The sequence below is a fragment of the Lacunimicrobium album genome (assembly GCF_052161635.1).
Lineage (GTDB): Bacteria > Planctomycetota > Planctomycetia > Planctomycetales > Planctomycetaceae > SXPC01.
Genome location: NZ_CP197413.1, coordinates 2,576,048 through 2,601,700, shown reverse-complemented (window position 1 = coordinate 2,601,700; position 25,653 = coordinate 2,576,048). Strand labels below are relative to the sequence as shown.

Annotated in this window: 31 protein-coding genes; 20 read left to right on the top strand and 11 right to left on the bottom strand. The window is 55.3% G+C overall.

Features of this window, described 5'->3' with window-relative positions:
• Positions 1 to 11 precede the first annotated feature (11 nt).
• Complete coding sequence (locus tag SH248x_RS10340; RefSeq protein ID WP_459558463.1) at positions 12 to 449, top strand: carboxypeptidase-like regulatory domain-containing protein; 438 nt, start codon at positions 12 to 14, stop codon at positions 447 to 449.
• Positions 450 to 528: 79 nt separating this feature from the next.
• On the opposite strand, the gene SH248x_RS10335 is transcribed toward SH248x_RS10340, so the two are convergent.
• Positions 529 to 882, bottom strand: coding sequence for a hypothetical protein (locus SH248x_RS10335; RefSeq protein ID WP_459558462.1), 354 nt, complete (start codon positions 880 to 882; stop codon positions 529 to 531).
• Between the two features lie 291 nt (positions 883 to 1,173).
• On the bottom strand, positions 1,174 to 1,428 hold the full coding sequence (locus SH248x_RS10330) for a hypothetical protein (RefSeq protein WP_459558461.1): 255 nt from the start codon (positions 1,426 to 1,428) through the stop codon (positions 1,174 to 1,176).
• A gap of 436 nt (positions 1,429 to 1,864) precedes the next feature.
• Here SH248x_RS10330 and SH248x_RS10325 point away from each other — a divergent pair, with 436 nt between their 5' ends.
• The 4 genes from SH248x_RS10325 (at position 1,865) to SH248x_RS10310 (ending at position 4,801) form a co-directional block, all read left to right on the top strand.
• Complete coding sequence (locus SH248x_RS10325) at positions 1,865 to 2,548, top strand: hypothetical protein (RefSeq protein ID WP_459558460.1); 684 nt, start codon at positions 1,865 to 1,867, stop codon at positions 2,546 to 2,548.
• A gap of 96 nt (positions 2,549 to 2,644) precedes the next feature.
• On the top strand, positions 2,645 to 3,643 hold the full coding sequence (locus SH248x_RS10320; protein ID WP_459558459.1) for a DUF1559 family PulG-like putative transporter: 999 nt from the start codon (positions 2,645 to 2,647) through the stop codon (positions 3,641 to 3,643).
• Positions 3,644 to 3,843: 200 nt separating this feature from the next.
• Positions 3,844 to 4,506, top strand: coding sequence for a thiopurine S-methyltransferase (tmpT, locus tag SH248x_RS10315; RefSeq protein ID WP_459558458.1), 663 nt, complete (start codon positions 3,844 to 3,846; stop codon positions 4,504 to 4,506).
• A 112-nt stretch (positions 4,507 to 4,618) separates the two neighbouring features.
• On the top strand, positions 4,619 to 4,801 hold the full coding sequence (locus tag SH248x_RS10310) for a hypothetical protein (RefSeq protein WP_459558457.1): 183 nt from the start codon (positions 4,619 to 4,621) through the stop codon (positions 4,799 to 4,801).
• A 78-nt stretch (positions 4,802 to 4,879) separates the two neighbouring features.
• Here SH248x_RS10310 and SH248x_RS10305 read toward each other — a convergent pair whose 3' ends face one another.
• Positions 4,880 to 5,770, bottom strand: a complete 891-nt coding sequence (locus tag SH248x_RS10305) for a hypothetical protein (protein ID WP_459558456.1) — start codon at positions 5,768 to 5,770, stop codon at positions 4,880 to 4,882.
• Positions 5,771 to 5,780: 10 nt separating this feature from the next.
• Positions 5,781 to 6,296 carry a DUF2306 domain-containing protein gene (locus SH248x_RS10300; protein WP_459558455.1) on the bottom strand — a complete coding sequence of 172 codons (516 nt, stop codon included), beginning with the start codon at positions 6,294 to 6,296 and terminating at the stop codon, positions 5,781 to 5,783.
• 360 nt (positions 6,297 to 6,656) lie between these two features.
• Here SH248x_RS10300 and SH248x_RS10295 point away from each other — a divergent pair, with 360 nt between their 5' ends.
• Positions 6,657 to 7,517 (top strand): DUF6159 family protein, encoded by an 861-nt coding sequence (locus SH248x_RS10295; protein ID WP_459558454.1) that lies wholly within the window; start codon positions 6,657 to 6,659, stop codon positions 7,515 to 7,517.
• Between the two features lie 103 nt (positions 7,518 to 7,620).
• Here the strand turns inward: SH248x_RS10295 and SH248x_RS10290 are convergent, their stop codons facing one another.
• The 5 genes from SH248x_RS10290 to SH248x_RS10270 form a co-directional block, all read right to left on the bottom strand.
• A complete protein-coding gene (locus SH248x_RS10290; RefSeq protein ID WP_459558453.1) occupies positions 7,621 to 8,685 on the bottom strand; it encodes a bifunctional transcriptional activator/DNA repair enzyme AdaA in 1,065 nt (354 codons plus the stop codon).
• A 286-nt stretch (positions 8,686 to 8,971) separates the two neighbouring features.
• Positions 8,972 to 9,940 (bottom strand): class I SAM-dependent methyltransferase, encoded by a 969-nt coding sequence (locus SH248x_RS10285; RefSeq protein WP_459558452.1) that lies wholly within the window; start codon positions 9,938 to 9,940, stop codon positions 8,972 to 8,974.
• A gap of 470 nt (positions 9,941 to 10,410) precedes the next feature.
• On the bottom strand, positions 10,411 to 10,659 hold the full coding sequence (locus SH248x_RS10280) for a hypothetical protein (RefSeq protein WP_459558451.1): 249 nt from the start codon (positions 10,657 to 10,659) through the stop codon (positions 10,411 to 10,413).
• 45 nt (positions 10,660 to 10,704) lie between these two features.
• Positions 10,705 to 11,607: an endonuclease/exonuclease/phosphatase family protein gene (locus tag SH248x_RS10275; protein WP_459558450.1), complete on the bottom strand. Its 903-nt coding sequence runs from the start codon at positions 11,605 to 11,607 to the stop codon at positions 10,705 to 10,707.
• A 159-nt stretch (positions 11,608 to 11,766) separates the two neighbouring features.
• The gene (locus SH248x_RS10270) at positions 11,767 to 12,801 is read right to left on the bottom strand and encodes a BPSS1187 family protein (RefSeq protein WP_459558449.1); all 1,035 of its coding nucleotides are present in this window, start codon (positions 12,799 to 12,801) and stop codon (positions 11,767 to 11,769) included.
• A gap of 198 nt (positions 12,802 to 12,999) precedes the next feature.
• Between SH248x_RS10270 and SH248x_RS10265 the strand changes: the two genes are divergently transcribed.
• From SH248x_RS10265 to SH248x_RS10225, 9 genes are all read left to right on the top strand, one after another.
• Entirely contained in the window at positions 13,000 to 14,760 is a 1,761-nt protein-coding gene (locus SH248x_RS10265; RefSeq protein ID WP_459558448.1) for a glycoside hydrolase 5 family protein, read from the top strand.
• A 34-nt stretch (positions 14,761 to 14,794) separates the two neighbouring features.
• Complete coding sequence (locus SH248x_RS10260) at positions 14,795 to 15,214, top strand: hypothetical protein (protein ID WP_459558447.1); 420 nt, start codon at positions 14,795 to 14,797, stop codon at positions 15,212 to 15,214.
• Positions 15,215 to 15,532: 318 nt separating this feature from the next.
• Positions 15,533 to 15,970 (top strand): GNAT family N-acetyltransferase, encoded by a 438-nt coding sequence (locus SH248x_RS10255; RefSeq protein WP_459558446.1) that lies wholly within the window; start codon positions 15,533 to 15,535, stop codon positions 15,968 to 15,970.
• 173 nt (positions 15,971 to 16,143) lie between these two features.
• Positions 16,144 to 16,374 (top strand): hypothetical protein, encoded by a 231-nt coding sequence (locus tag SH248x_RS10250; protein WP_459558445.1) that lies wholly within the window; start codon positions 16,144 to 16,146, stop codon positions 16,372 to 16,374.
• Between the two features lie 36 nt (positions 16,375 to 16,410).
• Complete coding sequence (locus SH248x_RS10245) at positions 16,411 to 16,644, top strand: hypothetical protein (protein ID WP_459558444.1); 234 nt, start codon at positions 16,411 to 16,413, stop codon at positions 16,642 to 16,644.
• Complete coding sequence (locus SH248x_RS10240; RefSeq protein ID WP_459558443.1) at positions 16,641 to 17,045, top strand: type II toxin-antitoxin system VapC family toxin; 405 nt, start codon at positions 16,641 to 16,643, stop codon at positions 17,043 to 17,045. Before SH248x_RS10245 ends, SH248x_RS10240 begins: the two co-directional genes overlap by 4 nt.
• Before the next feature lie 259 nt (positions 17,046 to 17,304).
• Entirely contained in the window at positions 17,305 to 18,825 is a 1,521-nt protein-coding gene (gene ilvA / locus SH248x_RS10235; protein ID WP_459558442.1) for a threonine ammonia-lyase, read from the top strand.
• Between the two features lie 5 nt (positions 18,826 to 18,830).
• Complete coding sequence (locus tag SH248x_RS10230; protein ID WP_459558441.1) at positions 18,831 to 19,118, top strand: hypothetical protein; 288 nt, start codon at positions 18,831 to 18,833, stop codon at positions 19,116 to 19,118.
• Positions 19,119 to 19,203: 85 nt separating this feature from the next.
• Positions 19,204 to 19,656, top strand: a complete 453-nt coding sequence (locus SH248x_RS10225; RefSeq protein ID WP_459558440.1) for a hypothetical protein — start codon at positions 19,204 to 19,206, stop codon at positions 19,654 to 19,656.
• 165 nt (positions 19,657 to 19,821) lie between these two features.
• Here SH248x_RS10225 and SH248x_RS10220 read toward each other — a convergent pair whose 3' ends face one another.
• Both SH248x_RS10220 and SH248x_RS10215 read right to left on the bottom strand, forming a co-directional pair.
• Positions 19,822 to 20,763, bottom strand: a complete 942-nt coding sequence (locus SH248x_RS10220; protein WP_459558439.1) for an SDR family NAD(P)-dependent oxidoreductase — start codon at positions 20,761 to 20,763, stop codon at positions 19,822 to 19,824.
• 289 nt (positions 20,764 to 21,052) lie between these two features.
• Complete coding sequence (locus SH248x_RS10215; RefSeq protein ID WP_459558438.1) at positions 21,053 to 21,772, bottom strand: hypothetical protein; 720 nt, start codon at positions 21,770 to 21,772, stop codon at positions 21,053 to 21,055.
• A 159-nt stretch (positions 21,773 to 21,931) separates the two neighbouring features.
• On the opposite strand from SH248x_RS10215, the gene SH248x_RS10210 reads away from it, so the two are divergent.
• From SH248x_RS10210 to SH248x_RS10190, 5 genes are all read left to right on the top strand, one after another.
• Positions 21,932 to 22,489: a TetR/AcrR family transcriptional regulator gene (locus SH248x_RS10210; RefSeq protein ID WP_459558437.1), complete on the top strand. Its 558-nt coding sequence runs from the start codon at positions 21,932 to 21,934 to the stop codon at positions 22,487 to 22,489.
• A gap of 191 nt (positions 22,490 to 22,680) precedes the next feature.
• Positions 22,681 to 23,310 (top strand): 16S rRNA (guanine(527)-N(7))-methyltransferase RsmG, encoded by a 630-nt coding sequence (gene rsmG / locus SH248x_RS10205; protein WP_459558436.1) that lies wholly within the window; start codon positions 22,681 to 22,683, stop codon positions 23,308 to 23,310.
• A gap of 93 nt (positions 23,311 to 23,403) precedes the next feature.
• Positions 23,404 to 23,955 carry an NADAR family protein gene (locus SH248x_RS10200; RefSeq protein ID WP_459558435.1) on the top strand — a complete coding sequence of 184 codons (552 nt, stop codon included), beginning with the start codon at positions 23,404 to 23,406 and terminating at the stop codon, positions 23,953 to 23,955.
• A 26-nt stretch (positions 23,956 to 23,981) separates the two neighbouring features.
• Positions 23,982 to 24,569, top strand: coding sequence for a nicotinamide mononucleotide transporter family protein (pnuC, locus tag SH248x_RS10195; protein ID WP_459558434.1), 588 nt, complete (start codon positions 23,982 to 23,984; stop codon positions 24,567 to 24,569).
• Entirely contained in the window at positions 24,566 to 25,573 is a 1,008-nt protein-coding gene (locus tag SH248x_RS10190; protein ID WP_459558433.1) for an AAA family ATPase, read from the top strand. Before pnuC ends, SH248x_RS10190 begins: the two co-directional genes overlap by 4 nt.
• Positions 25,574 to 25,653 lie beyond the last annotated feature (80 nt).

Sequence of the window (25,653 nt, the reverse complement as noted above, 5' to 3'; positions counted from 1 at the left end):
TCCCGCGAATCATGAGTACAAATACAATTCTGATAACCGCACTGTTATTACTCTTCAGCGCGATGACAGGGTGTGGCAATAACGGTGATCAGCCCGATCTCGGAACAGTTGAAGGAACAGTTACTTTTGAAGGCAAGCCGCTGCCAGGCGCATCAATCACCTTCCACCCCGCTTCAGGTCGCCCAGCGATGGGAAAAACGGACGCTGAGGGGCATTATAAATTGACCTACATCCGTAACACGCCCGGAACAAAGATCGGTTTTAACAAAGTCGAAATCGCAACGGTCGCAGAAGGTGCTGACAACATGGCCGCAGAAGGCGACAATGCTGACCAAAGCCAATCGAAATCAAATGTTGAGATCCTGCCAGCAAGATACAACGCAAAAACAGAACTGGAAGTCGAAGTCAAAAAAGGCCAGAACACATTCGACTTCGCGCTCACAAAGTAATTCATCGTTGAGAACGAGAACAAAAAAAGGAACCTGCTCTTCAGCAGGTTCCTTTTTTATTTGAGCATCACCAATTGCTCTAGCCCTTGGGCTTATACCGATACGAATGTCGAATATAAGGCGCATCCGCCGCATAATCCCCCTCGTATTCTTTCTTCAGTCGCATATCCAGTTCATCGTTCCACTCAGGATAATCATTGGAATAACGCTGATTCGCCGTATAACCAAAGCGGAACGCCTGTTCGCGATTCTCGAACGCGTCATCGGAACCAGCCGCTTGTTTGACGGTGTCATCAACGTCCTGATCCATGTCTCGTGCTTCATCTGACCCGAAGTCAGCTTTTGTCTGCTCCCAGTCATTCGCGAACGCTTTTTTCACGCGATCCCAAGTCGAAAGTTCTTTGTCCGAATAGTAGCTGCTTTTGCTAGCCATGAGTGCATTCCTTGATTTTTGTGGATGTCGGTTTTAGACCCACAAAAACAGAATCGCAAATGCTATGCCTGCCGGGGGATTGCTCGCAGATCGCTCGATTCTGCTCCGCCACTCTGCCACACATGCCAGAGAACGACTCATTAGGAATCGCCCTGGCATGCTTTCAACCGCCAACTCACCGCACAGTGACGCCTAGTAAGCTCTCGCAACTTCACCGCATACGCCCTCACACAAAGAGCTTCCTGCACTGACCCCGCCCGCCTCGGCCTCCCCGCTACACCGCCCATTCCTCTATCGCCAACCCAGATACCCGTTCGCACGACCGCGTTGATCCCCCGCTGGGCGATAGAGGTCATACTTGTTGTAATTCTCGCCATACGGGAAGGCACCATACCCGGGAACGCACCAGGCTCCATAATACCCGCCCGCCTGATAAGGAACGATCACTTCGCACGGACGATGTCGAGGCCCCGCCTTCGCGGTCGACTCAGTGACAGTCACGACCATCGCCATCGCAACAATCGCGATCCCCAGAATCGATTTCATAGTGTTAACTCCTGACAATGAAACGGCAAAATGCTTCTGGAGACGCCCCGCCAACGTGGACCCAAAACAGGGATTGAGCACCTCGCTCATAAAAGTCGACCATCACTAGCATCGGTTATTCACGTCACTGATTGCAGTTCGATAAGAAGAGCATGGCCAGTTGGCACAATCGCTATCTTGCTCACCCCATAAATTCCGCATCTCAGCCAGACAACCCACGTCGCTTGTAAGTAGTATTCCCTTCTCTCAGCCAGCTTTTTAATCGCCCCCCTTCAAGGTCACACGCCTGAATAATGGCAAAGACAATACATGGAGAAGGCAATCGAGGAGCAGTATTGAGCCATTTTGCCCCTGATCGGAGGGATCGCAATGACGTTTTTATGCTTGTAAACGCCGCAATACAAGAACGCATGCAGGCAAAGAAAGTATTAGAAAATTGCGTCGTGACAAGGAGGCATCGAAAATAGACACAATTGGTCATACGGATGAGTTATTCGCCGCTTGTGACACCACGGCAGGTTTGTCACGGTCCAATTGGTCTTATCAGCACTCGATTGCCGAAAAATGTTTGCTGGCTCAAGAAATTGTGACGAACACGTGTACGGAAAACCCTCATTATTTCTGCCAAAAAATCGATATTCTCTTGCGATCTATCGGTGGACGCCGATATTATTCAGATCCCTTCGTCTATCTGAAAGACATTTCTATGAAGTTTCACTCGCTTTTGCTCTGCGCTGCGCTCGTCACTGCCTTCGGTTGCAACAAGGGACCGAAAATAGTCGAAGTCACCGGGAAGATCACCGTCGAGGGTGTCCCTGTTGATCGCGGTTCAATCACCTTTGTCTCCGTTGACGGTGCAAGCCCCGTCGGCGGCGGTGGTATCATGGACGGCACCTATATTGCCCGTGTCCAACCAGGAAACAAGAAAATTCTCGTGCGTGGCACCAAGCTCATAGGCCAGGTTCCAAGCTTAAAGGGCGTCCCTGACAGCCCACCCATGGATCAGTTCGAACTCGTCACCGACGTCAAATACAGCGTCGAAACTCAGACGCCTCTGACCGTCGAAATTCTCAACGAGTCCTCACAGATTCATGATCTCAATCTGAAAAAGAAGCTCTGATCGCCGTTTCCACTTCCACTTCCAATTCCTTTGTCCTCTCGTCCGCATTCGCGGTTTATTTTCACCACCACATTTCTCTGTTTTGGGGTGACTCTGATGGTTAATGCAAGAAAAAATGATGCCCGAAGCCCCGGCTCGCAGCATGGCTTTACTTTGATCGAATTGCTGGTTGTCATCGCGATTATCGCGACTCTTGTCGCTATCCTCCTGCCTGCCGTCCAGCAGGCACGAGAAGCAGCACGACGAAGTACCTGTAAGAACAACCTCAAACAATGGACTCTCGCCCTCCATAACCACATCGATACCTACGCAGGTTGGATGCCGCCAGGAGCAGGAGTCAACGATAATCGAACCTATGAAGACGGACGCCAGTACAAGCGAGTCACCTGGCACGTTCTCCTCTGGCCATACATCGAACAAGGCAGTCTGTATGACGGCTTCGATCTGAAGAAAAACTTCTACGAAACCCCCAACATTGGCCAGTTGCGTTTTCAAGTCCCTCTCTATAACTGCCCTTCAGATCTTGGCCCCTCCGATCAGGGCGCAACCAACGATCCTGCCTACTGGCGGGTCCAGGGCAACTACGTCGCGAACTGGGCCAACAACCACCTCTACGGCAACCAGTACGACGAAGTCACTTTCGACGGAGCCCCGTTCGAATCCGGCCACACCAGAAGGCTCGCCGAAGTTCTCGATGGAACCTCCAACACCGCCTGCTTCTCGGAAATCATCATTGGTAGCCCAGGCCAAACCGCTGACTCTCGCGGCGATCACCTCAACGATGATGGTCAGCCGGCCTTCATGTCCTTCCTGACTCCCAACAGCCCAAGCCCCGATGAGTCGATCAAGTGCAGCGCAGCCGCACAAAACCCATCCAGCACAGAATACAAGACCGTCCCATGCACCGTCGCTGTCGGCCAAAACGGCCTCGGCTATCAAAGCGGCGTCCAATACGGTGCCCGCAGCCGACACACCGGCGGCGTCCAACTCAGCCTCTGCGACGGTTCCGTCCGCTTCGTCTCAGAAAACATCAGCAGCATCACCTGGTCCGCCCTCTGCTCCACCCAAGGCGGCGAAGTCGTCGGCGAGTTCTAAGACTTTCTAACCACTCCCAACCCAACACACTACAGCCAAGGCGAATCAATTCCCAGATTGATTCGCCTTGGCTTTTTCTGTTTTCAGGAGCCTTGATCGCATCGAACGGATGGATTCAGGAACCTGATACCGAACCTGTTCTGCTAGAATGAGTCTGACCATAAGCCTCCCCGATCGACTTCTCTCTTGAAACTATCACCATGCAACCCGAATTCTGGCACGAACGCTGGCAACGCAAAGAAACCGCCTTCCACGAAGGCACTCCTAATCCCTTCCTCGTCGAACACTTCGCCAAACTCAACCTTTCCCCCGGCAGCCGCGTCTTCGTCCCTCTCTGTGGCCGAACCGTCGACATCCACTGGCTCCTCTCTCAAGGCGCTCAAGTCGCCGGTGCCGAACTCAGCCAACTCGCCATCGACCAGCTCTTTTCCGACCTCGGCCAGTCTCCCATCATCACTCCCACCGGCGACCTCCTCCAGTACTCCGCTCCCAACATCGACATCTTCGTCGGCAACATCTTCTCCCTCACCCCTTCCCTCCTCGGCCACATCGACGCCATCTACGACCGAGCCGCCCTCGTCGCCCTCCCCCAGCCCATCCGCGACCAGTACACCACCCACCTCAAAGCCCTGACATCAACCGCCCCGCAACTCCTCATCACTTTCGAATACGACCAGTCCCAAATAGACGGCCCACCCTTCTCGATCAACGCCGACGAAGTCCAGCACCACTACGCCAGCAGCTATGACATCACTCCCCTCGCCACCCACCCCATCCCCAACGGCCTCAAAGGCAAATGCCCCGCCAGTGAATCGACTTGGTTGCTAAATCCTCGCCAGGCCGACCCCGCTCATCTTACCTAACCCCACCTGATCATATCCCTCCTCAAGCCTCTCGCCCCCACATCCGATAACAGCGAGGACCGCAAAACCGTTCCTGAATGACTCAGGATCTCGCGGTGACAAGGAAGTCTCCATGCGTCGTAATGTCGGTACTCTGATGTTGATCGTCACTATGATGGCCGCCATGAGCAGCAGTGGCTGCATCTGGTACCGCCACTGGGTCATCCGTCGCCATCTTGACGAAGTCAAAAAAGACGTCCGGGAAGCCCGCACCGGCTGGGGCGGTCCAGCCGACTCCGCTCAGGCAACTGAGTAATCTCAATCCATCACATCGAAAAATGTGCCATGCTTGCGGCTTTGAGCAAGCATGTTCTCTGTCGATGAGTATATGGGATCAACGCGTCTCCGGCACAGACCCCATTTCCACCACATGCCGCGCCAACGTCTCCAGCGGATCGACGAACGCCAGCTTCGCGTCCTTCTCCTGGACCTCGCTCCATTCTCCCTGCATGTACTGCACCATGACGGAAAAGACATTCTGGATCTCAACCGTCTGCCCATCCTGCTGCAGCCCGCGCTCTGCCATCGTTTCACTGACCTGAACCGCCAACTGATCCATCTCGCCGACCGTCGCCACCGCTGTTTGATAATCCTGCTTCTGCATCGCCTCCGCAAACTGCTTTCCCAACTGACGAACATGCAGAGGAATCGAATCCTCGCTCCCTTCGGGCTTGATGCTCAGCGCAAACAGCCTCGCTGGATGTCCTTCATACCACTCATAAAAATCAAGAATCGCCGCCTGCGTCTTACCCGGCAGTAGCTCCACATTCTTCCGAATCTTCTCCAGCGTTTGCTGATTCCCTTCGATCAACTCCCTGGTCGTTTTCTTAGCCGACTCGACAAATACCTTCTCCTCAACCGGTTCAGCCAGCAACGCCCGTCGCTCGAGCATCACCGCATGATTTGAAAAATCCCACACATGAAACCGCACATTCCCCATCGGCTCCGTCGGCTTCAGCCCCACCAGATAATCATTCACCTTCTGTGCCAGCTTGACGTGATCTCCCAGGACCTTCTCATGAGAATCGCTGTCGCTTTGACCCGTCTCCGAACCGCTGACCATCCTCGCATCCGGCGGCAACTTCGAAGCATCGACGGGCTTCTTCCACAAACTCATCGCCAGCGCCGTCAGCCCCGAAAGTATCAAGACCCCAGCCAGGCATAACCCCACAACCAGAAAATAGTTCGGTCCCTCATCCTTGCGACGCCCCTGCAACATATCCAATCCCAGACCTTTAATTGTACAACCACAACCCCAGCAGCCGAATCGGCAGAAACGCAATGATCCCGGCCACAATCAACCCGCCAGCCACCACGCCACGCACAATCCTGCGGTGTCTCTTGATGTCCTTTTGTCGGGCTCGCATCACAATCATCGGCAATTGAATCAGCGTCCACACCGACAAAAGATGAATCGGACTGAAGCTCCCCGGGATAATGAACTTCAGGAAAAAACTACTGACCGCAATCACCGCCAGCGACCCCACCCAAAGATACCCCATCGACTTATGCAGCCGATCCCTCTTCGTCCTCAATAACAGAAACGGCGTCGTCCCCAGCGCAAGAACCACCGCTGTCAAATGAATCCAGATCGCCGGCCCCAGTTCGACCCACCGCTCATAACCCTTCCCCAGCGAAACAATCGTCATCCCCAAAAGCAGCAACGCACCTGTTGAAAGCACATAATCAAAACGAGTGACCGACGCAGTCGCAGTTGTCGTCGCTGGCATATCCAGATGAATGGCAGACATAGTCCCACACAATAAAAAAGATCCTTGCAAGCCCAAGCTTCAACACCAGACTCGATTAATCATCTTACGACGAACTGTCGCCACATCACAAGGTAAGTCCTCGTCAGCACACAGCCGCTGCAGCCTTCACCCATCAATCGACATCTGGTCCCGATCACAGCGTGTTTCGGTCCCATCATCGGTGTTACGATCTCCAAAACACATTTCCTATGACCGCAGAAAACCGAAATACCTTCCGGTAACACGCCCGCCAGAAACGCGGCGACGACTTTTCAGAAAAATGGATTGATCCTTATCTTGATCCATGACGTTCTATCTTCTCATACCGGTATGAGAAGATTCTGCCCCAGGAAAAGACAGATGTTCGACACCATCTCCAACAGCTTCGAAATCATGCGTCAGTGCATCACGGTTCTTCGCAAAGACCGGGAGTTGATCATCTTCCCGATCCTCAGCGGAGCCGCAATGCTCCTTGTCACCGCCAGCTTCGTTCTCCCCCTTGCTGGCACCGATTTTTCGACCATCGAAGCAAACCTGAGATCGCTCGACACCACCAACATCTCTCAGGACCCCGTCGCCTGGATCGTCCTCTTCGCGTTCTATTTTGTAAACTACTTTGTCATCACTTTCTTCAACGCGGCTCTGATCTCGTGCGCCATCGTCCGCTTCAACGGCGGCGACCCCACGGTCGCAACAGGCTTACGTTTTGCCTGTAAACGCATCCCGCAAATCGCCGGCTGGGCTCTCGTCTCCGCAACTGTCGGAATCCTCCTGCGTCTTCTCGAGAACAATAAGAACTTCGGCGCCCAGATCGTCGGTGCCCTCGCAGGCATCGCCTGGAGTATCGCCTCCTACTTCGTTGTCCCGGTGATCGTCGTCGAAAAACTCGGACCTGTTGATGCCATCAAACGCAGTATCGCCGTCATCAGGGAAACGTGGGGAGAAGCTCTCGTCACCGGTCTCAGCTTAGGACCTCTGCAGTTCATCGTCATGCTCATCGCTGCCAGCCCTTTCTTATTCTCACTGACAACAGGCATTCCCCTCGTTATTTACACCTGCCTTGCCGTCTCGATCATCCTTCTGATGACGACCGCCCTCATCTTCGCCACCCTCGATTCCATTCTCATCGCCGCCCTCTATCTTTATGCATCCAGTGACAAAGTCCCCCGAGGCTTCAACCGAGCCTTCCTCCAAAACGCCTTCCACCACAAAGACGAGTAGCTTTCGATCCTTCTCCTCGCAGGAGAAGGTGGCGGCGCTTCGCCGACGGATGAGGTACCGCTGCGAATTGGCAAAGCCTTCCATTCATTCTCCGACTCATCCTTCATCCTTCCGCCTTCATCCGTCCCTTCCGCTCGTGCCCAATCAACCAGTCCTTCCTCCACAATCCACCCGCATACCCCGTCAGGCTCCCATCCGATCCAATCACCCGATGACACGGCACGACGATCGCAATCTGATTCGACCCATTCGCCCGCGCAACCGCCCTCACCGCGAGCGGATTCCCTAGCGCATTCGCGATCCCCGCATAACTCCGCGTTTCCCCCGGCGGGATCTTCAGCAACTCCTCCCACACGCTTTTCGTGAACGCACTCCCATGCAGTTCCAGCGGCGTCTTGAACACAAACGACCGTCCCTCGTAATACGCCTTCAATTCGTCCGTGATCTGCTCCGTCGGCTCAAATCGTCCCAGCCCGACTGTCGTCTGATGAATCCTCATCAACCGCGTTAACTCATTGGGCAGCCCCTTCCGCTCAGCGAATTCCAGCAACTGCAACCGAGACGAACTGCTCACTGCAATCATCGGCCCGATCGGCGTGCTGATCCAGTCTGCCCTCAATGTCCCCCCGCTGCTCAACTGCGATGGCGAGACACCCATGATCTTCGCAAACGCTGTCCGAAATCCACTCGCCGAATCAAACCCCGCCTCCAGCTGCGCGTCAATCACTTTACCCCCCTGCGTCAATCGCTCGACGCCACGCTTCAGCCGCGTCATCCTCGCCATCTCCAGAAAAGAAATCCCATAATGCCGCTTAAACGCCCGACGCACCGTCGAGGGATCAAACCCCATCGACACAACGTCCTCTTCCCGCCAGCGTCGCTCGTCATCCTGAAAAAGGGCCCGCGTCAACGCTTCGACCACCGGCTCCGGCGTCCCCATCGGCTGCATCGGCTGACAACGCAGACACGGCCGAAAGCCCCACTCCAGACAGTCCCCAATCGATTCCGAGAACAGACAGTTCTCACGCTTCGGTTTGCGAGCCGTACAAGTCAAACGACAAAAGATCCCCGTCGTCTTCACACAGACAAAAGCCCGCCCCTCATACCGACCATCCCGATCGAGCAGCGCCTGATAAAGAACATCCTCCGAAGCCATGAGCGTTTTCATGCCCCCCTTGTATCAAATCCCCAACCCCCACGCCGACGAAAAACAGGCACCAAATTTTTTCTCTCACCCCTTCTCCCCCCGGGAGAAGGTGGCCGAGTCGAACCTCTGGTTCGCATAGGAATACAGTCGAGGTCGGATGAGGGACTTCTGCGAAGTTGCAAACGCACACAGCGTCGTCCCTTCTCCCTTGAGGGGAGAAGGTGCCCGAAGGGCGGATGAGGGTGGGGCATAGGCACTAGCCAGTTTTCATTCCGTAATACGCTTCAGCATTTACCCGCCTCAGTATTCACATCACCGGAATCGCCGTCGCCCGTTCCGTCTTACTCTCAACTCCCACACTCACCGGCTTCAGTGCCGACACCATCACATACTTCCGCGTCGCCGCAAACTTCGAAGGCTCAATGTCATCCAGATTGATATCAATCGTCCGCCACATCTCTTCAAAAATATCTTCCAGCATGAAACTGAACGCTGGTCGCTTCAACTTCAGCTTCTGAATCATGAACTCGATCATCGGACGCGCGACATCCTGAGCCAGTCCATGCGTGGCATTCAGCGACACAAGAATATTCGGCGTGATATCACGATTGGCCGTCAACTGATAACCGTACTGTTCGAGCACCTGCTCAAAAGCAGGCCAGGGATGCCCGGATCCCGCCGTCTCACTGGCCAGTTTGAAATAGTCGGCAATGACCCACGACCCGCCTGGCTTCAAATACCCATTCACAAGCTCCGCAGCCTTAGGTAGCGGAATGTACTGCAAAGATTCAGAATTCAACACCGCATCAAAGGTCCCGGCATACTCGGGAACATGCAGTCGTTGAAACTTGCATTCATGCACTTCAACGCCCGGATACTTCTGGCGCACATAAGCTGCCTGAGGACCATCCGGCGTCACCGCAATCACTTCATCGCCCCGTTGACGCAGCAGGTTAACCATCCCGCCAAGCCCACAGCCGACATCCAGAATCCGGCCACGCGGAATCAACTCCATCAGTTTCTCTGCGTACAGCGTCTGCCCATCCATGACATCCTGAATACACAACGATGCCAGCGGCCGATCCGTCTCTTCAAAGTAAGCATAATGCAGAAAGCCACTCGGCAGGACCTTGCCATAAAGTCCCAACTGAAGGTCATCACGGTTGCGTCGATCGCGTGACGTCGTCGCCAGCTTGAAAGTCTGATACCAGCTGCGAGGATGAAGCAGTCGTTTCGTCGTCCGCCCGGCAGCCGTCCAGATGCGATACTTTTTCATGATAAGCCATTCATGGCAAGATGTGGCGAAATCCAATTCTAGGCCAAACAAGGACCCGAAGCGCGAGCATAGGCGGTTCGGGAAGACTTAGGCAAGAGCAGGACAGCACCGAAAGCAGATTTCAAAAAACCTAACCACCGATTAGTTCTGCAAAACAAGATAAATAAGTCGCGAAAATCCGTTCGCCTGATTCTTCTCCCCCCGGGAGAAGGTGGCAGCGCTTCGCTGACGGATGAGGGCATCGCGCCAACAAGCCATCTATAAATTCAAAAGACCCCCGAAGGCAAAATCCCACCCCATTCCGTGCGCCCTTCTCCCCCGGCGAGAAGGTGGCGGCACAACACCTCAGGTGTTTACTAAACACAGCGCCAACGGATGAGGGAACTCTGCGAATTGAAATGAATACTCAATCCAGAGTATCTGCCAACATCGATCAAACCACAGCCACACCGTCCAAAACCAGGACTCACCTACCGACGAAACCACGCCCCGCTGTTGTTCCGCAATCCGGGCACTGGCGTCGAATACGGAATGTGGGAATTGTAATGGAAGTATCCCCAATGCGGCGACAGATAGTCGATATGACGATCCGTGCCATAATAATAGCGAGGCTCAGGCCCGTAAGAATGCCTGGTAAACAGCTTCGCTTCCGCGGACCCAGACGTCACAACACCCAACACACCGACAGCCAGCAATGTTGCAGCAATGAATTTGTTCATGACGTCTCCCGACTCTCAACCATAGAAAACGACGACACCGCCGCCTTATCGCTTGATTCCCAATACTGCATTGATCGGGTAATGATCCGATGGACTGAACTCACCACGAGCCGTCCGGTCAATTTCCGCACGGATGACCTCGATATCCTCGGTACAGCCCATCCAGTCGATACGGCCTTTGCCAGTCTTCACCGCTTCAAATCCGCCATACGTCTGTTCTGGTTCCGACCCAGACGGATGCTTGACCAGATAAGTATCCTGCAGCTTGATACTCTCTGACTCAAACAGCGTCTTGTAAGGCTGGCTCCCCACCATGGAGTTAAAGTCCCCCATGAAAATCACCGGCGTCCCGTCCGCATGTTTCTCGGCTATCCATTTCACCAGCAGTTTGGCAGCCTCTTTCTTCGCTTGCGGACCAATGTGATCAAAGTGCGTATTGAAAAAGTAATACTCCTGACCAGCCTCTGACTTCGACTTTAGCTTCACCCACGAAACCATCCGAGGCAGCGACGTATCCCATCCCATGCTCCCAGCCACTTCCGGCGTCTCGCTATACCACGAATGTCCCCCCTCCAGCTTCGTGAACCGATCATCCCGATAATAAATCGCCATCATCTCCCCATCTTCTTTTCCATCATTCCGCCCTACCCCAAACACCGAATAACCCTTCAGGTTCTCCGACAGATAATCCCGCTGAAAATCAAGCGTCTCCTGCGTCCCCAACACATCGGGATCAAATTTCTTGATCGTCTCAACCACAAACTCCTTCCGCTTCTCCCAATGATTCACGCCGTCCTTAGCAGTCCCATACCGAATATTAAAACTCATCACCTTCACCCCACCCTCCCCCTGCTGAGCGAAGACTGCTTCAGGAGAAGTAGCAAAGGCAAAACTCACTGCAACGATCAATGAAAAAATCTGGATGTGCATGTCCGAAAGGCTTTCCATTCTGTCCCTTCTCCCTTGAGGGGAGAAGGTGCCCGAAGGGCGGATGAGGGTGGGCGATAGGCATCAACAGACTCGCAATACCATATCGACATCAGGCAAAAAACTAGTCCACCAGCAGACAACGCGCGAACTGAACCACTCGCATCATTCATCAAAAACTCATTTCTTCTTCAGCTCCATCCGACAATCCTCCTCCATCGGCACCCGCTCCCCCACCTGATCCACCGGATGTGTAAACAAGTAACGCCACACCTCCTCGTGAATGAACTCCCCCTTCGCATTCTTCACCGCGGACTTACCAGGAATCGAAGCATTGTGCGCCCGATCCGCATTCCCGCCCACATCAGCATTGGTAATCAATCGACGTGAATTTCCAAACGGCGCTGTCACCTTGTCGACATCCACCAGCGGCCCAAACTCATGAAGCCCCAGCAACTGCCACGACCGGCAATAATGATCCCCGGTCCAGCCACTATCAAGAACGTGCGTAAACCCGAAGTACCGGTTCGCAGGCGTCGCAGAATCCAACTCCTGCCAATGGTCATACTGATCCCGCGGCCCGGAAAACATAACCACCCGCGCCACCTTCTGATGCTTCGCAAACCGCCCAGCAGTCGTCGACCCGTGCGAGATCCCGCAGATGATGACCTTCTCCCAGATCAGATCATCCTGGGTCCTGTTGAGAAACTGCTCCCACTTCCCTTCCGGATTCTCCTTGACCAGCCACTTCACAAACTGCGTCGCACGCTGCTTCATCCCATCCGGCTTGGGGATATCAACTGCCGAACTGAAGTCTTCCCCCGTCGCAGCTTCCAGTCGAATCTCTCCCAGCGTATGCCCATCGTCTCGAACGTCCGGCTTCAGCGTCCCGAACCACTTGTTCGCATAGTGAACTTGAATCGCATGCTGACCATAGCTGTTCACCCGATCAAACAGAGGCTGACTATGCCCCATCAGCCAGATCACCAGCTCTCCTCGCGGAGCCACGCTCGTATCAACACTGGCATGCTCGATATCCGCTGGTTTCCCCTTGTCATCCTGAAACACATATCCCAGTTCAGGATGCTCCTTGGCAGTCTGGTCAATCTGGCTGGCTCGGGCAGTTAATTTGAACTGTTTTCCTTGTTGACCGTATGTAATTTCACTGAATTGATGGCAGATCAGCCCAACAACCAGCGCGAGAAATACCCTCATGAGTTACCCTTTCCGGTGAGCTTCATATCGAAGAGAGGTCTTACCACCACTAGAGGTATCGAAAAAACATCAATAAATCAACTCGCGTAGATGCGATTGTGTTGTTACGATACAGGTGTCACGGCTTTCTCTCTAAGGAAACTCAATTTAAGCGGAAATATGAAGTCTATTGCGTTGAGTTTACTCTGTTTTGTCTGCATGACGTCTCTACGTGGACTCCTGTACGCCCAGGCAGTCCGCGTGGAACTGCGTCAAAACGCATCTCAATTCCAGCTCCTCCGCAATGACCAGCCATACGAGATCCACGGCGTCGGCGGCCAGACCCAACTCGAACTCCTCAAAAAATCCGGCGGCAATTCGATCCGCACCTGGGATGCCAAAAACATCGCCCCTCTCCTGGACGAAGCCCACAAACACGGACTCACCGTCTGCGTCGGCCTCTGGCTCGGCCATCCAAGACACGGCTTCGATTACCACGACGAAGCCGCCGTCTTGGCTCAACTCAATGACTGCCTCGACGCCGTTCGCAAATACAAAGACCACCCCGCCGTCCTCCTCTGGGGTATCGGCAACGAAATGGAAGGCGACGGCCTCGACCCCTCCATCTGGTACGCCATCGACAACATCGCTCGCGAAATCAAAAAGCTCGACCCCCATCACCCCACCATGACCGTCATCGCAGAACTCGGCGATCACAAAGTCTCCAGCATCGAACGCTTCTGCCCGCACATCGACATCATCGGCGTCAACAGCTACGCCGGCATCGCCTCCATGCCCGATCGTTACAAAAAAGCAGGCGGCTCCAAACCCTACATCGTCACCGAACACGGCCCCAACGGCCCTTGGGAAGTCGCCAAAACTCGCTGGGGCGCTCCGCTGGAAGCCTCCAGCACCGCCAAAGCCGACCAATACCTCAACGGCTACAACACTGCCGTCACCAGCCAGCTCGGCCTCGCCCTCGGCTCCTACGCCTTCCTCTGGGGACACAAGCAGGAAACCACCGCTACCTGGTTCGGCATGCTCCTCCCCGACGGCACCAGAGTCGAAGCCACCGACGCCATGACCAAAGCCTGGACCGGCCAATACCCCCAGGATCGCTGTCCCTCCATCACTTCACTCGAACTCGACCGCATCGACCACCTCAAACCCGGTGAAACAATCACCGCCACCCTCAAGGCCATCGACCACGAAAACGATTCCCTCAAAGTCAAATGGATCCTCCGCTCTGACGCAGTCGTGATCGGTGAAGGCGGCGACGCCCAGTCCGCCGAGTCAGACATCGCAAGCGCTGTCCAGGGCGACCTCAAATCCGCCAAAATCACCATCCCATCCAGCGGCGGAGGCTACCGACTCTTCGCCTACGTTTACGATCAACACGGCGGGGCATCCACGGCCAATATCCCTCTCTTCGTCGACGCCCCCGTCATCGCCCAGAAGTCGCCCCGCCCTGCTCTCCCTTACATGGTCTACGACGAAGCCAACACCAAATCGACCTACACCCCCTCCGGCTACATGGGCAACACAAAAGCCATCCGCATGACTCCCGACTGCACTGAGAACCCTCATTCCGGTGCGAACTGCCTGAAAGTCGAATACCTCGCCGTGGCAGACTGGGGCGGTGTACTGTGGCAATCCCCGCCTGACGACTGGGAAGGCGACCGCCCAGGCGGCCTTGACCTGTCGGGAACCACGTATGTCGAGTTTTTCGCCCGTGGTAAAGATGGCGGAGAAGTCATGAATGTTCTTGTCGGTGGTACGCCGAACGGAAAATCATACTGTGATACGTCCAAGTCCGATCTCCCCAGCATCAAGCTGACGACCGACTGGCAGCGTTACCGCATTCCTCTTCAAGGCAAAGACCTGTCCCGCATCAAAACCGGCTTCGGCTGGTCACTCGCAGGACAGGGAAAGCCCATCACCATTTACTTCGACCAAATCCAATACATCAACACCCCATAAAACAGCAATGTCTTCCGACACAAAACACGCTCACATGAACTTCTCGACCACATGCTTCAACGATGCATGGGAACTGCTCGACCGCGCCAATCGTTCCGAAGACGACAACCAGCAGATGATCCACCTGGCTCACGCTTCGTTGTACCATTGGCTTCAGCGCCCCGATGTGACAGATCAGAACATCGCCATCGGCTACTGGCTCCTCTCCCGCGTTTACGCCACTCTCCGACAACCGGTCCCCGCATTCATCAACGCCGAACAGGCTCTCCGCTACAGCGAAAACCTCCCAGCCTTCTACCAGGCCTACGCCCACGAAGCCCTCGCCCGCGCCGCCGCCATCTCCGGCGACCGACAGCGTCTCAAGGCCCACATGAACCTCGCCAAAGAATACCTCCTCCAACTCGACGAACCCGACCGCAACCAACTCCTCGACGACCTCGCCACCATCCGCTAGCATACCATCCCTTCTCCCCCCGGGAGAAGGTGCCGAAGGCGGATGAGGGCATCGCGCCAACAAGCCTTCTATAAATTCAAAATACTCCCGAAGGCAAAATCCCACCCCATTCCGAGTGCCCTTCTCCCCCGGGGAGAAGGTGGCAGCGCTTCGCTGACGGATGAGGGACCTCTGCGAATTGAATAAAACTCTCATCCCGTCCCTTCTCCCTTGAGGGGAGAAGGTGCCCGAAGGGCGGATGAGGGTGGGCGCTAGGCAAGAGTCGACGTTCATTGCTCGAATCGTAACAGGCAACCTCTTTTGGATTTCTTTCTTTAAATGCCCCTCCCCATCCGCCCCCTCAACCCCACCACCGACCTCCCCACCATCGCCACCCTCTTCACCCAACTCGGCTACCCCCTCACTCCCACCCAACTCCAGCAACGCCTGCTCACACTCGACCCCACCAAAAACGAAACCCTCGTCGCCGTCAACAACTCCGACCTCCCCCTCGGCTTCCTCCACCTCCGCATCAACGATTCCCTCCTCGTCGACCCACGCTTAGAAGTCGTCGCTCTCATCGTCGACGAAGCCGCCCGCAGCCAGGGCATCGGCAAACTCCTGATGGAACACGCCGAATTCATCGCCCGCTCCAAAGGCCTCGCCGACATCATCGTCTGGTCCAACATCACCCGCGCAGACGCCCACCGCTTCTACCAATCCCTCGGCTACGACCACAAAAAAACGAACCATCTCTTCACCAAACGCCTCGACTAGAGCGTATCACACATCAATAAAGCGGCTTCTGGCGGCGCGCAGGGTGGGAAACACTGTCGTTTGGCGTCCTAACGCCGCCACAGATACGCGCGTGCGTACTGACTGTCGACACATTCAGCATTCTCACACCCCCACTCTTTGCCGTACAATAAAAACGCCCAAGGAGACCACCCATGAACCGCATCGTCACTCGCTCCAAAATCGCCCCCGACGGCACCGTCACGGTCCAACTTCCACTCAAGAACGCCGGCGAAGAGGTGAAAGTGACTGTTCAGCCTCTTATCAAAGAGAAACTCACACAAGCTGAATGGGCTGCCTGGGTAGAATCAATGGCTGGTTCAATCGAAGGCCCCATCGAAATCGATGACGAGGGCGACTTTGAAATTCGAGATGAGCTTCAATGAGCTAAGGTCTAAAATGATAAGCGAGGAATATTACCCATGAATCGAACTGTCACCCGATCGAGAATTGCTCCAGACGGCACTGTCACCCTTCAATTTCCAGTTCAGAACGCTGGGGAAGAAGTGGTGATTACTGTCCAATCTGCTGTAGCACCTCGAATTGAAATGTCCCAAGAGGAATGGAGCGCCAGAGTTGCTCGGCTCGCTGGCAAATGGCAGGGAGATTTCGAAGTCGTTGATGAAGGTGATTATGAACAGCGAGAACAGCTGTGAAATACCTTTTCGACACCAATACCTGCATTGGTTATCTGAACTCCAGCCAACCGAATATCGTAAGGCGTGTAGAATCGGCCAATTTCAGCGAGATCGTCATTTGCTCTGTGGTTCTGGCAGAGCTGATTTTTGGAGCAGAACGATCTTCACCAAAACATCGCACTCAAAACTTTGATAACATCGAAGAACTGAGAACGCTTTTTTCTAGTCTCCCCTTCGACGACAACGCAGCCCTCGAATACGGCCGCATCCGCGCCCACCTCGCCGCTCTCGGCACCCCCATCGGCCCCAACGACCTCATGATCGCCTCCATCGCCCTCGCCAACAACCTCACCCTCATCACTCCCAACACTGCCAAATTCTCCCGCATCCCCGCCCTGCAACTCGAAGACTGGCAATAATCCATCCACTCCGCCATCATACCGAGATGATGCAAGCAAACTCTGTCACTCCGAGTAAATATTCTCAATCTGAAGACCCGGAAGAATTCAATACAGAGGCACAGAGAACACGGAGTTGTGAATCAGGGAGCTGAGATTTTCTTCTTACTCTGTGTCCTCCGTGCCTCTGTGGTAAATACTCTTGTTTCTTCTGGGATCGATTCGCTTCCGCTTGTGCGAGTCTCCATTGTCACCTAATTCGCAGAACCACCCCCACACCATGCCGATCGACCTCTCCGATTATCTCCACAGAATCCTCAACGCCCAGGTCTACGACGTCGCGATCGAGTCCCCTCTCGAACTCGCGACCAAACTCTCCTCGCGCATCCACAACCAGATCTGGCTCAAACGCGAAGACACCCAGCCGATCTTCAGCTTCAAGCTCCGAGGCGCCTACAACAAAATGGCCCACCTCACGCCCGAAGAACTCTCCCGCGGCGTCATCTGCGCCTCCGCCGGCAACCACGCCCAGGGAGTCGCCCTCAGCGCTCAACGCCTCGGCTGTCGCGCGACCATCGTCATGCCCGTCACGACCCCCAAGGTCAAGTCCGAAGCCGTCGCCTCCCGTGGCGCGGAAGTCCTCCTCCACGGCGACAGTTATTCCGACGCCTACCTCCATGCCCTCAAGATCGCCGAGACCCAGGGCTCCGTCTTCGTCCACCCCTTCGATGACCCCGACGTCATCGCCGGCCAGGGGACCATCGGCATGGAAATCCTCAAGCAACACCAGCAACCCATCGACGCCATCTTCGTCGCCATCGGCGGCGGCGGTCTCATCTCCGGCGTCGCCGCTTACGTCAAAGCCATCCGTCCCGAGATCAAGATCATCGGCGTCCAGATGACCGACTCCGACGCCATGGTCCGCTCCGTCCACCACGGCGACCGCGTCCAACTCACCGACGTCGGCCTTTTCTCCGACGGGACCGCCGTCAAACTCGTCGGCGAAGAAACCTTCCGCTTAACACGCGAACTCGTCGACGATTACATCCTCGTCGATACCGACGCCGTCTGCGCCGCCATCAAAGACGCCTTCGAAGACACAAGGCGCATCCTCGAACCCGCCGGCGCCCTCGGCATCGCCGGCGCCAAAGCCTATGCCTCCAAACATAAACTCACCGACAAGACCTTCGTCGCGATCACCTGCGGCGCGAACATCAACTTCGAACGCCTCCGCTTCGTCGCCGAACGCGCCGACGCCGGCCAGCACCGCGAAACCCTCCTCGCCGTCACCATCCCCGAACACACCGGCAGCCTCAAACTCCTCTGCGACACCATCGGCCAGCGCGCCGTCACCGAGTTCAGCTACCGCATCTCCGAAACCACCCAGGCCCACGTCCTCCTCGGCGTCGAAACCAAATCCGAAGACGAAGGCGCCGCCCTCGTCGAACACCTCACTATCCGCGGCTTCCACGCCATCGACCTCGCCGACAACGAACTCGCCAAAGAACACGTCCGCTACATGGTCGGCGGCCGCACCCTCATCGCCAGCAACGAACAACTCTACCGCTTCGAATTCCCCGAACGCCCCGGCGCCCTCAAACGCTTCCTCCTCGCCATGCACCCCAACTGGAACATCAGCCTCTTCCACTACCGAAACCAGGGCGCCGACTACGGCCAAATCCTCGTCGGCATCCAAGTCCCCCCCGAAGAAATGCCCGACTTCCAAACCTTCCTCAACACCCTCGGGTATCCCTCCGTCAGCGAGAACGACAACCCGGTGTACCGGTTGTTTTTGAGGTAATGCCCATGAATAAGCGTGAAATTAAAGAACTGGTCAAGCAGGTTGACACCATCTTTTTCGAGCAATGGGATCCCTTAGGTATCAATGATATTCCACTGAGTCCGAAAGATGAATACACGAGCTATGCAGGCAGATTTGTCCGTATGGTACTTGAGAACGCGAGCGAGACTGAGATAACAACAGCCTTGCTCAAGATTGAAACCGAACAAATGGGGCTTTCACCAGTCAGCGAAGCACATGCACAGCAAGTCGCGAGGGAGATCCTGAAGCTGAAGTCTCGTAAGTTAAATTAATGCTCCGCGCAATCGCGCCCCCCCCCGACAACATGGGACGAGTCAACAACACGCATTGGAGTTGCGACGGCTGCAGCACTCGGTTATGAGTTGGATGGCGGGTCGCGCCAAGCCTTTAACCCACCCAGCCTGGCTACGCGGCTTTGGAGATAAAATGGCAATCACATCGAAAAAGCAAGTGGTGATCCAAACTTTTCAATTAATGGCTTTCATGACGGCATTATCTATCGTTGGCTTGGCCGTCTATCTGCATCAACGGACTTCCCCGCGCGAGTTTGACGAGATCGCCTGGAAGCGACATTCACCGTCAACATTCTATTCGGCAAAGTACCGCATGAAAGCCGCCGTGATCGAGTGGTTGCAAGAGGAGAAGCCAAACCAGGAAGAAATAGTCAGAGTATTGGGATCGCCCAGAAATAGGAACGATTCTGTCGAGTTACACTATTCGCTTGGTGGGGGACTAAACGCAGAATATTATCTTGCGGTAGTGCTCAATCCAGATCGTTCTTTTAGCTCGGCTTCGGTACGCCCGGAGTAATTGTTCATATCGTCGATTTGCAGGGTGGGTGAATGCTCCGCGCAAACCACCACAATTGATCCACCCGCGCCAACGTTAAATAAGCCAACAACGCGCGTTGGGGTTGCGACAGCTGTATAAGCAGAGTATTAATTTGATGGTGGGCTGCGACAGGACTATTCCGCGCTAGTCGGTAACTTTAGCCCCCGCCCCAAACCTCACCCCCACCAACTCCTCCGACACCCCCCACAACCGCCCCGCGACCCCCTCATCCAACCCCTGCTCCGGCACCCTCGCGATCGTCGGATAACCCCGGATTTCTCCGAACTTGTCCGGCCCATAATACTCCCCCGGCTGGGCATCGGGTGAGGTCGCTGCAAACAACGTCGGCAGCGCCCCCTGGCACGCTGGCTGAAACAAAAACCACAGCCAAGATCGCGCCATCCGCTCCACACTCCACGGCCCCGGCGCATTATAAAGCAGATCCGTCCGCGACACCCCCGGATGCGCCGCCAGGCTCGCAATCCCCCATCGCCCTGCTTCACTGCGTCGTTGCAACTCCAACGCAAACATCAGACACGCCAGCTTCGACTGACTGTAAACCGTCATCGGATGATAACTCTGCTCGGCATTCAGATCATCAAAGTTGATCGTCCCCTGCCGCGCCGCCACGCTTGAGAGCGTCACCACTCGCGGAGCCACCCCCTTCTGCAACAACGGCAGCAACTGAGCCGTCAACGCAAAGTGACTCAGATAGTTCGTCCCCAACTGCAACTCAAACCCATCCAACGTCTCCATCCGCTTCGGCGGCACCATCACCCCCGCATTGTTAATGAGCAGATCAAGACTGTCCCGCTGATGGCGCAGACGCATCGCAAAGTCCTGCACCGACTTCAAACTCGCCAGATCGACCTGCTCAAACCGCACATCCGCCGTCGGCACCTCCTGACGAATCCTCTCGATCGCATCCGCCCCCTTCTGAGGATTCCGCCCCGCCAGAATCACCTCACCCCCCGCCCGCGCCAACTCGAGCGCATCCTCAAACCCCAACCCCCCCGTCCCCGTCACCACCGCCGCCCGACCAGCCTGCGAAGGAATCTCACGAGCCGTCCATTTGTTGTTCGTCACATGTCTCTCCTTAAAATAAATTTTGTAATCAACATCCGAGAACCGGGAGGGCGAGGCTCCGTCCGAGCCGCTGTCCCGCGTTGCACCGCTACTTCATCAAGTCGACAACCATTCCCGTGTGCCACGGCTGTGTCAGCCGTGCCATCCGCGCATGGAGCGTCAACATCAACGCCTGACACAACCTCGCCACACGCCCAACGCATCAATGAAGTCTCACAACGCAAAGGTCCGGCTCGGACGGAGCCTCGCCCTCCCATAAAACCTCTGTGGTCTCTGTGTCTAAAACTTCCTAATTCTCCCCCGCCGCCCGATACACAATCCGCCCCGAAAAATCATCCCACTTCCCCGGCGTCCCCGTCTTCGCCACCGTTCTCCCGCGGAACTCCACCAGCATCTTCGTCTGATCATCGAACACGAAATAATGCGGCTCCCCCAGAGTCCGGTAAATCGGATTCGAAGGCTCCATCCTGATCTCTGTAAAGGCTCGACCAGTCTCAGACCAGGTCCGCTCTTTCGTCAGTCGCATGCCAAACGACTGCCGACGAGCCGGGATGGGAAGCGTGAAGTCAACCGATTTCCCCGCCTGCAGATCATTCCATTTCGCCGCGATAAAAGCATCGACGGCAGGAGCACCCACCATGTCCCCCGGATCCTTGTCGGTGGTCTTGTTGGTCTTCCCCTGTGCCGTGTGAGAGTAGGTCACCTGGCCGTTCTTGAACACCGCCGAGGAAGTCTCCTGCAGCTGATTCTGATCGAACTTCACCAGCGACAAAGTTCCCGCTTCGTAGGTGGCTTCGATCGAAGCCACCACCTGCCCCTTCTGATCGATGTACCGGTCGTAATAAACGACCCCGCGATCCGTCTCCTTCTTCCCTCGCTCGACCGTGAAGACAGCCGACGCCGCTCCCGTGGCAGGAAACGCGACCCCTTGCAAATCCGTCTCGCCAGCCTGAACTCTCACAGCAGTTCCCTGGCAGATCATCATTACCAAACTCAACATCAGACGCATGGATATTCCTTTGCTTCAAGCGTCCCAGAAACGATGGCTGCGTCCTCCGAAAATCTTCCGGCTTTCGCGGCAACCATCGATGACGATATGTCGTACTGACAAAAAACGTCATAATGTCAGATCGTTGACGTTCTGACGTCTTTTGTCAATACTGAAAATATGGCCCAAGACAAAACGGAACTCATCATCGCCGCCGCCAGACAGGTCTTTATCCGCTACGGCTACCGTCGCGTCACCATGGCCGATCTGGCCGAAGCCGCTCACATGTCCCGCCCAGCGCTCTACCTGGTCTTCCCCTCCAAAGAGCAGATCTTCATCGAAGTCATCAACGACCTGACCACCGCCAACCTCAAGACCATCCGCGAAGGCCTCGCACGCTTAAAATCCCTCGACGAAAAGCTCGCCTTCGCTTTCGAAGTCTGGCACGTCAAGCCCTTCGAACTCATCCAGTCCTCCCCCGACGCCTCCGACCTCTACGTCAGCATCAAGGAAGTCGCCCCCGACGTCATCATCCGAGGAGCCATCGAGTTCGAGAACCTCCTCACCGAAATTCTCGACTCCTCACTGCCCAAAAAACGCACCCTCAAAATGACCACCCAACAAATCGCCCGCATCCTCCGCACCTCCGCCAAAGGCTTCACCAACGAAGCCAAAACCACCGACGACCTCCGACAACTCATCACCGACATGCGAAAAATCGTATTAGCGAGCCTATGAGCACATCTCTCTCTTCGATCCTTCTCCCCCGGGGAGAAGGTGGCCGAGTCTTCGAGGTCGGATGAGGGACCTCTGCAGTCAACCAACCCACTCCCTTTACTCATTGACCACTCATCTCTCCGCCGGGTGCCACTGGCTATGCCAGTGCCTCTCCATTTTACAAGTCGCTCAAACCCCAGAAAGCCCCACCCGTGCCCTCCCTGATCCCCCACTACTTCCCCGACCTCACTCCCACCCAACGCGATCAGTTCGAACAACTCGCCGCCGGCCTCCTCGACTGGAACCAGAAGATCAACGTCATCTCGCGTAAAGACACCGAACACCTCGAAGAACGCCACCTCCTCCACTCACTTGCCATTGCCAAATTCACCACCTTCCCTGACGGCGCCCACATCATCGACATCGGCACCGGCGGCGGCCTCCCCGGCTTACCCCTGGCGATCCTCTTCCCGAACTGCTCCTTCACCCTCGTCGACTCCATCGGCAAGAAGATCAAGGTCGTCCAGGCGATCGCCGACTCCCTCGGCTTGAAGAACGTCACCGCGATCCATGACCGGGCCGAAAACCTCAACGCCCGCTTCGACTACATCACCAGCCGCGCCGTCACCGCGATGCCCACCTTCCTCGACCTCACCCACCACCTCATCGACCGCAAAGACATCTCCCCCACCTTGAAAAACGGCATCCTCGCCCTCAAAGGCGGCGACCTCACCGAAGAACTCACCCCCTACGAAAAACGAGTTCAAAAGTCCGCTATCTCCGACTGGTTCCAGGAACCCTGGTTCGAGGAAAAGTACGTCGTCTACTTGCCGCGGGTTTGATCGTATTCTTGCAAGTCACTCGAACTCAATCATTCGTTTCCGTGTCAACAAGCTGTTGAATTCATCAAGCTGCTTCCAACCGATGCAAACCCTATGCTCACCCTCGACCTCCTCCGCAAACGCTGCCTCGATGGTGAGCAGTTCGAATACCTGTACTTCTGGGGCCACCAGCCACCCAATGATGGCAGCACCAATAAGAGCTGTCTCAGCCAATGGTTCCCCACTCTCTTCTACATCGACGACATCGCCTATCCGACGGCCGAGCATTGGATGATGGCAAGCAAAGCACGACTCTTTAACGACAACGATATCCTCGGGGAAATCCTCATTTCCCCTGACCCCGGACAAGCCAAAGCCCTCGGCCGAAAGGTCAGGAACTTTGACGACAAAACCTGGAAAGCAAACGCCCGTTCTCTCGTCACACAAGGCAACCTCGCCAAGTTTCAGCAGAACCCTCCCCTGCGTGACTATCTCCTCTCTACCGGCGATACTATCCTCGTTGAAGCTAGCCCCTACGACCGCATCTGGGGTATCGGCCTCAAAGCCACCGATCCTATGTCCCACATCCCCGCAACCTGGCAAGGCCAAAACCTCCTCGGCTTCGCGCTCATGGATGTTCGCGAGCAACTCTCATTATCGGTTTGAACTGAAAGGCAGGAATCGTCGGAGTTATGTCGTCAATCGAATGGATCGCGGCAGCCTTTGGATTTCTTTGCGTTTGGCTGACGATCCGTCAGAACGTTCTTTGCTGGCCCGTCGGCCTGGTTCAGGTCGTTCTTTACATCGCCGTCTTCTATCACGCCCGCCTCTACTCCGATCTTCTCCTCCACATCTTCTACGTCTTCCTACAATTCTACGGCTGGTATCATTGGCTCTATGGAGCCGGACAGCGACACGAACTCCCGATCACCAGGATGGATTTGAAAGGTCGATTCATCTGGCCAATCCTCATCGCAATAATTACTCTGCTCTGGGGATCAGCCATGGCTGAGTTCACCGATGCCTCAGCTCCCTTACCAGATGCCTTCATCGCAGTCGCCAGCCTCGCCGCTCAATGGCTGCTGGCTCGAAAGGTTCTCGAATCCTGGCTGATCTGGATTATCGTTGATATCGTCGCGATTGGTGTTTTCTACTCCAGATCGCTTTTCGTGACCTCTGGCCTGTATGCTCTCTTTCTCGTACTTGCGATCCTCGGCTATCTCCAGTGGCGACGAACAGTCAGCCAGACATTAGTCAGTTCTCCTCAGATCCTCCCATGACGAAAACAGGCCTCACACTCGGCAAATATGCTCCCCTCCACAAAGGGCATCAGTTTGTTATTGAAACTGCGATTCAGGAAATGGATCACGTCATCGTTCTGATCTACGATGCCCCAGAAGCCACAAACATTCCACTGCCCGTGCGTGCCAATTGGATTCGCCAACTCTACCCCAAGGTCGAAGTCATCGAAGCCTGGGACGGCCCTACACAAGTCAGCAGTGACCCACTCATCACGCGTCAACACGATGAGTACATCTTGAAGAAACTAAATGGCCGTCGCATCACGCACTTTTACTCCAGCGAATTCTACGGCAATCACGTCAGCATGGCACTGCACGCCGAGAACCGTCAGATCGATTCCGATCGCATCAACGTCCCCATCAGCGGAACTCAAATCCGTGAGAACACATACGCGTGCCGACCGTATATCGATCCTCTGGTCTATCGTGACCTTATCATCAATGTCGCTTTTCTCGGTGCTCCCAGCAGCGGAAAGACAACCATTGCACAGCGAATGGCCGATGAATGGAACACCACTTGGATGCCAGAATACGGCCGCGAGTTCTGGGAGCAGCATCAGGTAAACCGTCGCATGACTCTGCCTCAACTCACACAAATCGCTCAGGAGCATCTCATCCGTGAGGACAATGCATTGCTTCAGGCAAACCGCTTTCTGTTCACCGACACCAACGCCTTGACGACTTATCTCTTCTCACTCGACTACCATAACCAGGCCGAACGGCAACTCGCTCACCTCGCGAACCAGATCACCTCTCGCTACGACCTCGTCTTCCTCTGCGACATCGACATCCCCTACGAAGACACCTGGGACCGCTCCGGCGAAGTCAACAGAAGCTTGTTTCACCGACGGACCAGGGCGGAACTCGCAACCCGAAAAATCCCTTACACCCTCCTTAGTGGCTCACTGGATGCCCGAGTGGAAGCAGTCAATCAGCGAATTTCAAGGTTCCAGAAATATGACAACATCCTCGCGATGAAATGAATGCGCACTTACTCAGTCATCAAGTGAGCCCCATGACTATCCTCTATGCAAAATGAAGCTTTCGCAATTCTCGCATAACA

Bases quoted from the DNA above. Each gene is read 5' to 3' on its own strand.
- ilvA (WP_459558442.1), top strand. From the start codon at position 17,305: ATGCCGATCGACCTCTCCGATTATCTCCACAGAATCCTCAACGCCCAG.
- SH248x_RS10275 (WP_459558450.1), bottom strand. From the start codon at position 11,607: ATGGAAAGCCTTTCGGACATGCACATCCAGATTTTTTCATTGATCGTT.
- SH248x_RS10200 (WP_459558435.1), top strand. From the start codon at position 23,404: ATGCTCACCCTCGACCTCCTCCGCAAACGCTGCCTCGATGGTGAGCAG.
- SH248x_RS10300 (WP_459558455.1), bottom strand. From the start codon at position 6,296: ATGTCTGCCATTCATCTGGATATGCCAGCGACGACAACTGCGACTGCG.
- SH248x_RS10290 (WP_459558453.1), bottom strand. From the start codon at position 8,685: ATGAAAACGCTCATGGCTTCGGAGGATGTTCTTTATCAGGCGCTGCTC.
- tmpT (WP_459558458.1), top strand. From the start codon at position 3,844: ATGCAACCCGAATTCTGGCACGAACGCTGGCAACGCAAAGAAACCGCC.
- SH248x_RS10340 (WP_459558463.1), top strand. From the start codon at position 12: ATGAGTACAAATACAATTCTGATAACCGCACTGTTATTACTCTTCAGC.
- SH248x_RS10280 (WP_459558451.1), bottom strand. From the start codon at position 10,659: ATGAACAAATTCATTGCTGCAACATTGCTGGCTGTCGGTGTGTTGGGT.
- SH248x_RS10190 (WP_459558433.1), top strand. From the start codon at position 24,566: ATGACGAAAACAGGCCTCACACTCGGCAAATATGCTCCCCTCCACAAA.
- SH248x_RS10260 (WP_459558447.1), top strand. From the start codon at position 14,795: ATGAACTTCTCGACCACATGCTTCAACGATGCATGGGAACTGCTCGAC.
- SH248x_RS10230 (WP_459558441.1), top strand. From the start codon at position 18,831: ATGAATAAGCGTGAAATTAAAGAACTGGTCAAGCAGGTTGACACCATC.
- SH248x_RS10320 (WP_459558459.1), top strand. From the start codon at position 2,645: ATGGTTAATGCAAGAAAAAATGATGCCCGAAGCCCCGGCTCGCAGCAT.
- SH248x_RS10210 (WP_459558437.1), top strand. From the start codon at position 21,932: ATGGCCCAAGACAAAACGGAACTCATCATCGCCGCCGCCAGACAGGTC.
- SH248x_RS10225 (WP_459558440.1), top strand. From the start codon at position 19,204: ATGAGTTGGATGGCGGGTCGCGCCAAGCCTTTAACCCACCCAGCCTGG.
- SH248x_RS10295 (WP_459558454.1), top strand. From the start codon at position 6,657: ATGTTCGACACCATCTCCAACAGCTTCGAAATCATGCGTCAGTGCATC.
- SH248x_RS10245 (WP_459558444.1), top strand. From the start codon at position 16,411: ATGAATCGAACTGTCACCCGATCGAGAATTGCTCCAGACGGCACTGTC.
- SH248x_RS10285 (WP_459558452.1), bottom strand. From the start codon at position 9,940: ATGAAAAAGTATCGCATCTGGACGGCTGCCGGGCGGACGACGAAACGA.
- SH248x_RS10270 (WP_459558449.1), bottom strand. From the start codon at position 12,801: ATGAGGGTATTTCTCGCGCTGGTTGTTGGGCTGATCTGCCATCAATTC.
- SH248x_RS10335 (WP_459558462.1), bottom strand. From the start codon at position 882: ATGGCTAGCAAAAGCAGCTACTATTCGGACAAAGAACTTTCGACTTGG.
- SH248x_RS10215 (WP_459558438.1), bottom strand. From the start codon at position 21,772: ATGCGTCTGATGTTGAGTTTGGTAATGATGATCTGCCAGGGAACTGCT.
- SH248x_RS10330 (WP_459558461.1), bottom strand. From the start codon at position 1,428: ATGAAATCGATTCTGGGGATCGCGATTGTTGCGATGGCGATGGTCGTG.
- SH248x_RS10310 (WP_459558457.1), top strand. From the start codon at position 4,619: ATGCGTCGTAATGTCGGTACTCTGATGTTGATCGTCACTATGATGGCC.
- SH248x_RS10250 (WP_459558445.1), top strand. From the start codon at position 16,144: ATGAACCGCATCGTCACTCGCTCCAAAATCGCCCCCGACGGCACCGTC.
- pnuC (WP_459558434.1), top strand. From the start codon at position 23,982: ATGTCGTCAATCGAATGGATCGCGGCAGCCTTTGGATTTCTTTGCGTT.
- SH248x_RS10255 (WP_459558446.1), top strand. From the start codon at position 15,533: ATGCCCCTCCCCATCCGCCCCCTCAACCCCACCACCGACCTCCCCACC.
- SH248x_RS10265 (WP_459558448.1), top strand. From the start codon at position 13,000: ATGACGTCTCTACGTGGACTCCTGTACGCCCAGGCAGTCCGCGTGGAA.